The organism is Streptomyces sp. OfavH-34-F (assembly GCF_022347745.1).
Taxonomy (GTDB): Bacteria; Actinomycetota; Actinomycetes; order Streptomycetales; family Streptomycetaceae; genus Streptomyces.
Genome location: NZ_JAKRGC010000197.1, coordinates 1 through 11,793, shown reverse-complemented (window position 1 = coordinate 11,793; position 11,793 = coordinate 1). Strand labels below are relative to the sequence as shown.

8 protein-coding genes, 1 tRNA gene and 1 pseudogene are annotated in these 11,793 nt (G+C 71.6%); 6 read left to right on the top strand and 4 right to left on the bottom strand.

Translation table 11 applies throughout. From position 1 onward, the window contains the following. Together MHW47_RS24045 and MHW47_RS24040 are read left to right on the top strand one after the other, a co-directional pair. Window positions 1–440, top strand: a 440-nt coding sequence (locus tag MHW47_RS24045; protein WP_239225856.1) for a peptidoglycan-binding protein, incomplete at its 5' end; no start/stop codon positions are given. A gap of 113 nt (window positions 441–553) precedes the next feature. Continuing rightward, complete coding sequence (locus tag MHW47_RS24040) at window positions 554–1,108, top strand: peptidoglycan-binding protein (RefSeq protein WP_239225855.1); 555 nt, start codon at window positions 554–556, stop codon at window positions 1,106–1,108. 327 nt (window positions 1,109–1,435) lie between these two features. Here MHW47_RS24040 and MHW47_RS24035 read toward each other — a convergent pair whose 3' ends face one another. Then, entirely contained in the window at window positions 1,436–2,461 is a 1,026-nt protein-coding gene (locus MHW47_RS24035) for a tetratricopeptide repeat protein (RefSeq protein ID WP_239225854.1), read from the bottom strand. Between the two features lie 625 nt (window positions 2,462–3,086). Between MHW47_RS24035 and MHW47_RS24030 the strand changes: the two genes are divergently transcribed. From MHW47_RS24030 to MHW47_RS24015, 4 genes are read left to right on the top strand one after another with little or no spacing between them, the layout of a single operon-like run. Further along, a complete protein-coding gene (locus MHW47_RS24030; protein ID WP_239225853.1) occupies window positions 3,087–4,994 on the top strand; it encodes a nucleotidyltransferase domain-containing protein in 1,908 nt (635 codons plus the stop codon). Continuing rightward, window positions 4,991–6,109, top strand: coding sequence for a hypothetical protein (locus MHW47_RS24025; RefSeq protein WP_239225852.1), 1,119 nt, complete (start codon window positions 4,991–4,993; stop codon window positions 6,107–6,109). The genes MHW47_RS24030 and MHW47_RS24025 overlap by 4 nt, the downstream gene beginning before the upstream one ends. Further along, window positions 6,090–6,881: an SDR family NAD(P)-dependent oxidoreductase gene (locus MHW47_RS24020; RefSeq protein WP_239225851.1), complete on the top strand. Its 792-nt coding sequence runs from the start codon at window positions 6,090–6,092 to the stop codon at window positions 6,879–6,881. The genes MHW47_RS24025 and MHW47_RS24020 overlap by 20 nt, the downstream gene beginning before the upstream one ends. A gap of 31 nt (window positions 6,882–6,912) precedes the next feature. Then, a complete protein-coding gene (locus MHW47_RS24015; protein ID WP_239225850.1) occupies window positions 6,913–7,350 on the top strand; it encodes an NUDIX domain-containing protein in 438 nt (145 codons plus the stop codon). Between the two features lie 196 nt (window positions 7,351–7,546). On the opposite strand, the gene MHW47_RS24010 is transcribed toward MHW47_RS24015, so the two are convergent. From MHW47_RS24010 to MHW47_RS24000, 3 genes and pseudogenes are all read right to left on the bottom strand, one after another. Next, window positions 7,547–7,620 (bottom strand) — tRNA-Lys (locus tag MHW47_RS24010). A gap of 81 nt (window positions 7,621–7,701) precedes the next feature. Further along, the gene (locus MHW47_RS24005; protein WP_239225849.1) at window positions 7,702–10,917 is read right to left on the bottom strand and encodes an FG-GAP-like repeat-containing protein; all 3,216 of its coding nucleotides are present in this window, start codon (window positions 10,915–10,917) and stop codon (window positions 7,702–7,704) included. A 269-nt stretch (window positions 10,918–11,186) separates the two neighbouring features. After that, window positions 11,187–11,793: pseudogene (locus tag MHW47_RS24000) on the bottom strand (RNA helicase); the annotation flags it as partial.

Below are 11,793 nucleotides of genomic sequence, written 5' to 3'. Positions count from 1 at the left end.
CGGCCCGGCTGCCGAGGCTGCGCCCCCGGCGGTGGACCCGCCCCGCCCTCGTCACGGGCCTCGCGGCGGCGGTCGCGGGCACGGTGGCGCTGCTCCTGGCCCCGCCCTGGGATCCGGACGCGGTGGCCGCCGATCCCCCGACCTGCGAACGCCCGGTGCGGTACGAGAACGCCTCGCACCGGACCGGCTACATGGCGGGCCACAGCGGCACCTGGGATTTCACCGTCCGGCGCGGCGACGGGGGCAGCCAGGTCCGCGAACTGCAGTGCCTCCTGCGGTACCTGCACGGCATCACGGAGGTCGGGGAGGCGGACGGCGACTTCGGCCCGATGACCCACCGGGCGGTGCTCACCTTCCAGAAGCGGGCGGGCCTGGACGCCGACGGCATGGTCGGCCCGGCGACCTGGCGCGCGTTGCGCAGGGGCCCGGCGGAGTCCTGACCCCGGACCCTGCAACTGTGCAGGTACCCGTGGCCCTCCGGCGCCCCGACGATGGGTCTGCAAACGCCCGCAGCACCACCGGACGAACGGGGAACAGACCGATGAACCTCCGCATGACGCGCACCCGCCTCGGCGCCACCGTCGTGGCCGCGCTCGCCGCCTCCGCCCTGGCGGTCAGCGCCTCGCCCGCCTCCGCTTCGGCGGCCGGCGGCTACATCAGCGGCGGCGGCACCTGGACGGACGACTTCGGCGACGAGGGCGAGCTGTCCAGCTCCTCCTACTCCAGCTCGTCGGCCGTCTGCCTCTGGCAGCAGATCCTGTGGGCCGAGGGCGCCAACGAGTCGAACGGTTCCGACTTCGACCTCTCGGACATCGACGGGAACTTCGGCCCCAACACCACGTACGCCACCAAGAAGCTCCAGGCCACCTGGGGCCTGACCGCCGACGGCCGGGTCGGCAAGAACACCTTCGGCCGCGCCGACGGCAAGCTCCGCTACGACTCCGGCAGCACCGCCGACGGCCAGTACCTCCGCGTCCGCTACGACGGCGCGGCCCACGACCTCGACTTCCTCCGCGCCACCAACGGCCGCTACATCATCTACAAGAACGGCGACCGCGACCAGGGCAGCCCGGTCTACGCCTCGTACACCACCAACTCCTGCGACTGACCCCGCACACTACGGAGCGCCCCGCCCGGCATCAGCCGGGCGGGGCGCTTCGTCGCTGTTCGGGCGGCAGGCGTCCTGGTGGCAGTCGCAGTGGTGGCGCTTCCGGGAAGCAACTGCGCGCGATCGTCCCCACGCACGGCGCAAAGCCCTGTCTGCAAGCGGTCGCGGCGCACCCGGCAAGCCGCTGGAGCCCGTCACATAGCAGCGCAGGTCATCAAGGTTGACCGCAGGCTGGACGAGGAACCTGCTCACATCACGGAGCAGTCACACACTGACCAGGACTGATCAGTGCCCCCGCACCTGGTTCACCTTTTGAGACGAGAACGATCACGCGGCGAACCGAACCGCCCGCTCGCGTAGCTCTTGGGCCTCCGGGACTCCGTCGTACCGGCGCAGGCGGACGCGCATGTCCTGCAAGGCCGTCTGGACCTTCACCGAGCGGATGCCGTCGGCGCAGTCCAGGAAGTCGCGCCAAGTGGCCATGGCTCCGTCGACGTCACCTTGGCGCAGGCGGACGCCGCCGAGGTCGGCGAGGACGATGGCGCGGGTGCGGCGGCGGTCGAGGCCGTGGATGTCGAGGGCGAGGTGGAGGTGTTCCTCGGCGGCGTCGAGGTCGCCGAGGCGGGAAAGGATCATGCCGGATTCATGGGCCCAGCGGCCGGGTGAGTAGTGGGCGGCCCAGGAATCGCCGGCTGCGGCGGTCGGCCTGGCAATGGCGGTCTCTGACAAGGCCAGGTGCTTGGTTGCCATGCGGCGATCGTCATCCTGGGCGGCGGCGTTGGCGAGGGTGGCCTCGTAGTAGGCGACGGCGCGCGGATTGTCGAGGTGGCGGCCGTACTCCACGCAGGCTTCGCCGAGCTGAACGGCTTCGGCCCGGTAGCCGAGGTCGACGCATTGGACGGCGAGGCCCCGGAGAGCCGTCGCGGACAGTTCCGGATCGCCGGCTTCGGCGGCCAGGCGAAAGGAGTGGGCGTAGTAGCGCTGGGCGAGCCCGCGCAGTTCGGGGGTGTCGCCCTCGTCCTGAGCCATCCAGCCGGCGAGGTGGACGAGCTGGGAGGTGGCGGCGAACAGGTCGCGGCCGGTGGCTTCGGTGAAGTGACCCTCCAGCCAGGGAGCGACGTCCTGGGTGAGGTAGCGGACGGCCAGGTGGCGCGCGTGCCCGCCACCGAGTTCGGAGGCGGAGTCGCCGAGTGCCTTGACCATGTGCCGTACGGCGGCCACCTCGCCCTGGCCGACGCGGACGGCTCCGGGAAGGGCGGTCTTGGTTCGGCGGGTGATGCTGTCCATGTCGGGCAGGCCGAGTGCGGACAGCGCGTATCCGCTGGAGGCGAGGATGAATTCCCGGCGTTCCACGTCGCTCCTTCCCAGGTGCAGGACTGATGCAACGGTATCTGTGTGGGGTGCCGCAGGCGTGGGCTCCGGGAGGTTGATCGCCTCGGGATCCAGTGCCAGCACCTGTGCGATGTAGGGCCACCAGTGGCCGGGGGTTCGTTCGCCTTCTATCCACCGCCGGGCGTGCTGGCGCTGCAGGCGGCGCGGGTCGCCGCATTCGGCGAGTCCGAGGGCACGCGCCAACTCCGAGGGGCCCCAGCCGCGTTCTTGGCAGGCCCGCTTGATCAGTTCCGCGACGGCCGGGTTCCTCGGCACCCCGTCACCCTCCCCACCTGGATTACGCGGGATTACGCAGGACTACATCCTGGGCCCTGTCCCGGGAGCGCGGCCCGTCGTTCACTGAACATCACCCCGCAGATCTCCGAATGGCTCGAACAGGCCCTGTTCAGGGCCTGTTGGTGCCTGCCCGGACACGTGAGAGGACCCGATGGTGGAGATGCCCACGGACAGCGCACGGCCCCGTACAGACCCTCCGGCTTCGGTCTGTCCTTCCGGCCAGGGCAGGAGCCCACCTCCTTGGCCGCAGGCCGTCCACGGTGCCTCACCGACGTACCCCCTCTTCCGCATCACCCGCGAAGGGAAGCCGATGTCCAGTCCGTACAACAGCGACACGTATCCCCTCCCCGTGTCGGTCGCGTTCAGCGGCCCCGACAACACCGGGAAGACCAAGCAGATCGGAATCCTCACCCGGCGCATGGGCCCGGCCGCGACCTCCGCAGGCCCGCTCGACCACTACGACCCCCGCTGGAACGCCATCAAGGCCGACGGTACGGCTCGCTGGTGGTTCGATACCGGCCCGGTGGAGGAGGTGGCCGATGTCCTCGCCACCTCCTACCTCGAACGCTCCCGGCACCCCTTCTCCGCACCCGTGCGCCTGCTGGACCGGGGCATCCCGATGCTGGAGGCGTCCGTCGCCGCCACGGTCGCCGTACGGGAGGACCTGGACGCCGCGCAGGCCACGGCCCGGGCCCGGATCCTGCTGGCCCCGTACGAGACCGACCTGCGGGCCGCCGAGGAGGGCGAGCACGCCCTCGTCCTCCTGCACTGCGACGATCCGGAGGAAGGCACCCGGCGGAGCCTGGCCCACGAGGTGTCCGTCACCGACATCTACGCGGCCTACCAACGCCACCTCCATGAGCAGATCAACCGCCTCGTCGACGAGGGACGCTTCCCGATGGCCATCCGCATCGGGGACCGGCCGACCGTCGCCGTCCAGGACGAGGTGCGCCGGCTTCTGGCACCGCTGCATCCGGAGTTGCCCGGTCGTGCCCTGGCCGGAGTGCACGTCACTGCGCTGGGCGGGATGTCGGAGAGCGGCAAGAGCACGGCCGGCGAGTATCTGCGCACCCAGCACGGCCACGCCCGCCTCAAGATCGGGTATCTCATCGAGAACGCCGCCAACAGGGCCAGAATTCGCGATCCGTACCGACTGGGACCGGTCGTGCACGCCGAGTTGATCATTGACTCGCTGGACCGCTTCTGCCAGGCCCACCCCTTCCTCGACTCCGTCAGCATCGAGTCGCTGCACGACTTCGACTCGACCGCCGAACTCGCCCGGATGCTCGGGCCCCAGCTCACCATCGCGTACCTGGACGCCTCCGAGGCCACACGTATCCGGCGAGGCACCGCCGGTTCCCAGGACGTCGTCGACCGCGACCTCATCAAAGGCGCACGAGGCGCGGACAAGATCGTCTCGATCGCCCATGAGGTCATCAACAACGACGGGGCACGCCTGGAGTTGGAGCGGCGGTTGGACCGCATCACGCTCGATCGACGCTGGCCGGAACATGAGCCCTCAACCATGCCGGTCAACGCGCTCGGACTCCCCGTGAACCTGGAGTCCTATCTGGCCGAATTCATCGACCGCACCACCGGCCTCCGCCCGTTGATCGATCTGCTGGCCGTCACCGGAAGCGGGGCCCGGGGCAAGTACCAGCACGGTTGGAGTGACCTCGACGTCCTCGTTGTCGCCGACACCTCCTCCCTCGACGAGATGCGCCAGATCCTCGCGGATCTGGAGACCGAGCTCGGCGGGGTCAAGCTGGGCATCACCGTACTGACGCGTGCCGAGTGCCGGGCCGGCGCCATCACCTCTCGACTCCTTCACGTCCTCGCTCTCATCGGCAGCGGGTCGCTGGTCCCCTTGTGGTCCACCCCCGGTCTGTCTCTGCCCGCTCCGGACGCGGCCACCGACGTCGCGGCAAGCCTGCGCGACGGTATCCAGGCCGCCATCGAGATCCGCCGCCAGTTCCTCAAGGGCAGCCCCGACCTCCGGGCCCTCTACAAGGTCACCGCGTTGCTCGCGAAGATCCAGCTTCGCTTCAAGGGAATCGAGTGCCCCTCCGACAGCGACGCCCTCACCGTCCTCCTCGACGCCACGCGGCAGGACACGAGCCTGGTCACCACCGCCCGCACCGAGTCGCTCGCTGCCGAAGCGCTCGCACTCCTGGTCCTCCAGGGATGGCTGGACACTCTTCCCGGGGAGACGCGGTGAGCGCGACCGCCCGACGGGCCACCGCGGCAACGGGCGTCTTCCACAAGCCGGTGGCTACCCGCGAGCAGGCCGATAACGAGGCGAAGGGGCATGCGCGGCTCGCCTCTCGCATCGCGGTTCCGGCCCTCCGCGGGCAGATCGCGTTTCCGGACAGACAGATCCTCGTCTACGAGGATGTCTTCGCTACCGGCCGGTGCGAGCTGCTGATGGGCGACGTCATCGCCCTGGCCGACCGCGACCCGGCCGTCCAGCCCCGCCTGGCCCGCCTCGTGGACGGCGTCTGCGCCGACCTGCGGGCAGCGGCCGAGGAGACCGGGAAGCACGTGCCCCTGGCCGAGTGCGTACCGGACCTCTACCTCGACCGCATCCGCCCCGGGGGACGGCTGGACCACTGGTACTCGCGCCGCGACCTGCCCATCGCTCTGCCCCGCACCGATACGACCCTCACCCTCCGGGAACTGGCCGACTTCACCCTCACCGCCAACGGCAGACCGCTGACGCTGGATATAGCCGGCACCATCGAGCACCTCCGTGACGCCCTGGCCCCTGACCGTCGCCTGCGCGCCGGCCTGACGCAGGGCGACCCCACCGAACCCAACATCGCCGACCCGCTGTGCTGGCTCGACTTCGAGTTCGCCGGGCGCAACACCGTCGCGGGCGAGGCCGCCAACCTGCTCTGGTACCTGATGGCCCTGGGCGGCTGGCTCGTCCCCCGCTACCAGCCCGACGTGTACGCCCGCACTCTCCGCCTCGCCCTGCCGCCTCTGGCCCGCCCTCGCATCGAGCACCTGGAACTGCACCGGCCCAGTCGGCACATCGATGTCCGATACTCCTGGAACACCGGTCCCGGCCGCGCTGCCGCCATTACCCGTGTCCTGGAAGGCCTTTGCACGGGATTCGGCAGCGGCCTGGAGGAGATCCGTGCCTTTCTCGCCCTGCGCGTTCTCGGCGTCATCCCGCCCTCCCGGCTGACCGGGCACGACCTCCTGCTCGTCCTGATCAAACTCGCCGAAAGCCAGGACCCGCAAACGGCGCTCGACACCTTCTTCGCCACCGCACCGGCCCCTCACCTCCACCCCAGCGAACGGAACAGCAATGTCCCTGCCACTGCTTGAGACTCCTCTCCAGGCCCGGCCTCTCCAGGGCCGCATCGCCCTCGTCACCGGCGGGGCCACCGGCATCGGGGCTCAGATCGGACGGGCGCTCGCCACCGCCGGAGCAACCGTGGCGGTCAACCATCTCGGCCAGGACCCCGACGCCCACGCCCTCCTCGCCGCCTTCGAACGCGCGGGCAGCCCCGGGATCGCGGTGAACGCCGACCTGACCGATCCAGGCAGCGTCCAAACCATGGCCGACCTCGTCCGCGCCGAGATCGGCCCCGTCGACATCCTGGTGAACAACGCCGGCTCCTACCCCCGGGTCGCCTGGCAGGACACCGACGAGCCCGCCTGGAACTACTCCCTCGACGTGAACCTCACCGCCCACTACCGCACCTGCCACGCATTCACCCCCGGCATGATCGAACGCCACTGGGGCCGGATCGTGAACATCGGCAGCGTCAACGCCCGCGCCGGCCGGACGAACCTCGTCGCGTACAGCACCGCGAAGGCCGGGCTGCTGGGACTTACCCGCTCTCTCGCCCGCGAACTGGGCCCGTACGGAATCTGCGTCAACACAGTCCTGCCCGGCGCCATCCAGGTAGAGGCCGAGAACGCCCTCCCCGCCCGGCACCGTGCGCGGCCGGAGGACCAGATCAAGCGCCAGTGCGTCCCGCGCCGTGGCCGCCCCGAGGACGTCGCCGCCCTGGTGGCGTTTCTCGTAGGCCCTTCCGCCTCGTTCATTACAGGGCAGTCGGTCCACGTCGACGGTGGCTGGCTGCTCCACTGAGACCCACCAACAAGCAAGGAGACCCAACGAAATGATCGAACGCGTCCGTGCCGTCCTCGTCACCCCCGACCACACGATGCTGGTCATCCGCCGGACCAGGCCCGGCATCCCCGCGTACTGGGTTCTGCCCGGGGGCGGCGTCGAACCCAGCGACGAGTCACGCGAGGCCGCCCTCCACCGGGAGATCCACGAGGAGATCGCGGGAAAGGCGGACATCATCCGTCTGCTCCACACGATGGAGTCCGACGACGAGCGTCAGCTCTTCTACCTCGCCAGCATCGCGACCTGGTCCTTCGAGGACCGCACCGGCCCTGAATTCAGCGCCGAGGGCCGCGGTGAGTACGCACTGGAGGAGATCCCGCTGACTGCGGAGGGCCTCTCCTCTATCGACCTCAAACCCGAGGAAATCGCCCACGTGCTCCGGGGAGCCATCCGTTCCGGAGCCCTCGGAGTCGAGGCATCGCTCTGATCTGTCGGGCGCATCGACACACCGCTGGGGCCCGGTTCCGAAAGGGAACGGACCGTGACCGACGAATTCCCGGACGTTGACGGCCGGGGACTCGTCGCACTTGTGTCGGGCCAGCAGCGGGCCAGCAGCGCTCACGCGCACCTCCCGGACAGCGCGATGCCCCAGGTCAGGGACGCTCTGACCTGGGGCGGAGATGTAGGCCGTGTGGGACTCGAACCCACAACCAACGGATTAAAAGTCCGCTGCTCTGACCAATTGAGCTAACGGCCCTCGGCACATCACCCCCGAGCATAGCCCGCCCGCGCCGTGCAGCCGATCGGGTATCGGCCGCACGGCGCGGTGGACGGCGGGTCAGAACAGGTACTGGTACATCTCCCAGGCGCCGCCGACCTTGGTGCGGGCCGCCAGGGTGCCCTGGGCGGTGCCCCGGTAGCTCCACAGGACGCCGGACGTGTCGCGGGCCAGCAGGTCCGCGCGGCCGTCGCCGTTCAGGTCGCCGGAGCCGACCACCGTGTCGTACATGGTCCAGCCGTAGCCGAGCTTGACGCGGGCGCCGAGGGTGCCGTGGCCGGTGGCCGGGTAGCGCCAGACGTTGCCGGAGCGGTCCCGGGCGAACAGGTCACCCAGGCCGTCGCCGTCCATGTCGCCCATGCCAGCGAGGAGGTACTTCTGCCAGCCGTAGCCGATCTTCACGCGCGGCTCGAACAGGCCGTCGCCCCGGCCGCGGTAGAAGTACAGGTCGCCCTCGGGCGTCCGGCCCAGCAGGTCCGCGCGGCCGTCGCCCGACATGTCGCCGGGGGAGGTGAGGGCGTCGAACATGTTCCAGCCGGTGCCGATCTTCCGGTACGGCGTGGAGGGCGTGAGCGCGGCTCCGCAGCCCGGCTTGTAGGCGCGCAGCTCGCCGGCCTTCGTGCGGACGAGAACGTCGTTGCAGCGGTCGCCGCTGATGTCCTCGAAGGGCACGGCGGCGGTCACGGTGTTGTCGCCGGTCCAGCCGGAGCCCGACACCCTGTCCTCGACCCGGCCCGTCCCCGTGCCCGTGCCGGCCCGCCAGTCGGCCCGTCCGGCGGAGGTGAGGGCCAGCAGGTCGCCGAAGCCGTCGTTCTTGACGAAGTCCCGCGCCACGGCGGCCCCGCCGGTGACCTTCACGCTGCCGGAGACGGCCAGGGCGGCGCCCACCCCGTCGGCGGGCACGGCGCTCAGCGTCCAGGTGTACGCGCCGTTGGGGGCGTACGCGCCACCGGCGGTCCGCCCGTCCCAGGCGGCCGTGATCAGGCCGCGCGCCTCGCCGCCGGTCAGCGTGCGCACCGTCGCCCCGGACGCGGTGTTGGTCACCGTCAGCCGCCAGGACGCGGCGGGCTTGGACAGCCACCAGGAGCCCCGCCACTTCGGGGCGGACGCCCGCAGGTCCAGCGAACCGCCCGGCGCCGCCGTGTCGATCACCGACAGTGCCGAGGCCGGAACGCCCGTGGGCACGACGCGGACCAGCCGGTCCTTCCCGGTGTACGCGACATGGCCGCCGAAGCGGTCGACGGTCCAGCCGGACCGGCGCACGCCGCGCGGGTCCAGGTCCGCCTCGGCGGCCAGCTGCCGCCGGGGGAGGTCGGCGTACGTGCCGCCGGACGGCAGCCCGGCGTGGAGGTCGTACAGGGTGAGTCCGGCGCCCTCCTCGTGCGTGACGAGGTAGCCGTCCGCCAGGAGAGTGTCGGCATCGGGGGCCGTCGTGGTCTTCCCCGTCTGCCGGTCGTACACACCCGCGCCGCGGGGCCAGTCGGAGCCGCACGACCAGTGGACCCAGCGGCCCACGGCCTGCAGTTCGTCCGGCACGCACTTGTTGGGCGTGGTGAAGGAGGTGCCGGCCGCGCCCGTCGTCACGTTCTTCGAGGTGACGGTCGGCGAGTCGGGGAGGTTGCTCCAGAGCGTGTTGCCCCACAGCGCGGCGGCGTCCAGGTCGCGGCCGTCCAGCACCGTGCCGGAGTCGGTGCCCTCCTGGAACTCGACGGGCTTCTTGTGGTTGCCGGAGGCCTCGTTCACCACGGCGTAGCGGCCGGAGAGGTCCACGAGTTCGGGGTTCATCAGGCCCGTGTTGAGCCGGGGGCCCCAGGCGCCGTCACCGTTGCGGAACAGCATGGTCTGGTCCTGCTCGGTGCCCTGCTTGCGGCCGTGGAACCCGTCGCCGCTCGCGAACAGGGTGACGCAGTAGGGGTCGTCGCCGCCCCAGCCGCAGTCGGCGTCCCGGCCGCTGGTGAGGCCGTCCACCGTCGTACGGATCTCCTCGGGGCGGCCGGAGGTCCTGAGCCAGGTGCTCCGGTAGGCGCCGATGTAGGTGCCCGGCTGGAACAGGCGGGAGTCGTCCGCCGTGGTGAGGATGCCGCTGCCCAGCGCGATGCCCGCCGGCTGTGCGGGCATGTCCTCGATGTCGGCGACCCGGGTGCGCTTCACGGTGCCGTCGGCGGCCTCCGTGAACAGGTAGTAGCCCCAGTCCAGGGCCCCCTCGGAGCCGCCGGTCTCGGCGCCCGCGACCAGGAGCGAGCCGTCCGGCGTCCGGGTGAGGTCGGTGTGGGCGACGGCGAGCAGTTGTTTGGTGGTCCGGCCGTCCTCGGAGATGACGTTCAGGGGGTTGCCGCGGTACTCGTTGTCGCCGGGGTTCGCCGGCAGGACCCCGACGAGGGTGTTCCCCAGCATCCGGAAGGAGGTGTCGTACGACTGGTCCCGCAGGTCGTACGCGCGCAGCTCGGCCGACGGGTCGTCGCGGTCGAGCAGCCGGGCGGCGTAGGAGCCGTACTCCAGCACGGTGTCGGTGCCCAGGGTGACGGCGTCGGCGTGCTCGTCCAGGGCCTGGAGCTTCCCGCTCTCCAGGTCCACCAGCCACCAGCCCTGGGACATCGTCGAGCCCTCCCAGAGGATGGCCCGGACCACGATCGAGCGGGCGTCGCCCTCGGAGACCGTCAGCCGCCATCCCTCGGGCAGCCCCTCCAGCGCCCGGTCCTCGACCCCACTGTCAGTGGCGCGCAGCAGGTGCAGGCCGGTCGCGGCGGTCTCGGGGCCGGTGCGGGTGAGGACGGTCGTGCCGTACGTCCCCACGTAGCTCTGGCCCTCCGGGATCGCGACGACGGTGGCCGGGCCCTCGCCGGCGCGCTGTCGCAGCGTCACGTGCGGGCTGGGGCCGTCCGCGTACACCGCCACGGTGTCGGAGCCCTGGCCGAAGCCGGTGGGCCAGTCGCCGCGGGTGCGCACGGCCTCGGGGTCGTACTCCAGCGGCTTGGGCAGCCGCTCGTCCAGTACGGTCTCGGCGCCGGACGCGTAGTCGGTCCAGCGCAGGCGGTCGTCGCCCTCACGCGCCGTCAGGAAGCCGGTCTCCCCGGCGTTCAGGACGCGGGTCTGGCGCGGTACGAAGCGGGCGCCGGGCTTCACGACCACGGTGTCCGCGGCCGTGGTGGGCGCCGTGTCGGCGGCGGCCGTGCCGGTGGTCATCGCGCCCGCCCCCGCGGTCATCGCGAGGGTGACCAGCAGGGCGATGTGCGTGGACGCGCGGCGGCGTCCCCACCCGTTGGAAGTGCGGGTCACTGTGAAGGTCCTCCCCAGGAACAGGGCGCGGGGAGAGGCCGGCGGAACACGCGTACGGCCTGCGTGGTGCGGCGGCTACCGCGCGCACCCACCCCCGAGCAGATGCGGCGAACTCTAGCAGCAGACGCGGACACGCCAACTCTCTTTTCCGGCTCGTCCGCAGGGGCGTCCGCGCAGGTCGGCGCGGGCTTCCCGGAACACGCGGAAGCGGGCCCGTCCGGGGGGACGGGCCCGCTTCTCAGCAGACCTTCAGAGGGTCCTCAGCACGCTCAGCCGTTGCGCTTCCAGCGCGGCTTGTCGTCGCGGCGGCCGAAGGAGCCGGTGCTCGTACCGGTCGAACGGTGGTCGTCGCGGCGGCCGTTCGGACGGTCGCCGCCGGAGCGGAAGCCGCCGGAGGGGCGGTCGTCGCGGCGGTCCCGGTTGAACGGGCGGTCGCCGCCCGAGCGGAAGCCGCCCGAGGGACGGTCGTCACGGCGCTGGAAGCCACCGCGGTCGTCGCGGCGCTCGAAGGAGCGGCCGCCCCGGTCGTCCCGGCGGTCGCCGCCGGAGCGGAAGCCACCGGACGGGCGGTCGTCGCGGCGGTCCCGGTTGAACGGGCGGTCGCCGCCCGAGCGGAAGCCACCCGAGGGACGGTCGTCACGGCGGTCCCGGCTGAACGAGGGACGCTCGTCGCGGCGGTCGTCCCGGCGGTCGTTGCTGCTGCGGAACGAGGGGCGGTCGCTGTTGCCCCGGTAGCCGCTCTGGCCGGCCGGGCGCCCGGAGCGCTCACCGATGCGGTCGTCGCGGCGGTCGCCGCCGGAGCGGTAGCCGCCGCCCCGGTTGTCGCGGCGGTCGTAGCCCCGGTCGTCGCGCCGGTCCTCGCGGACGGGCTGCTCC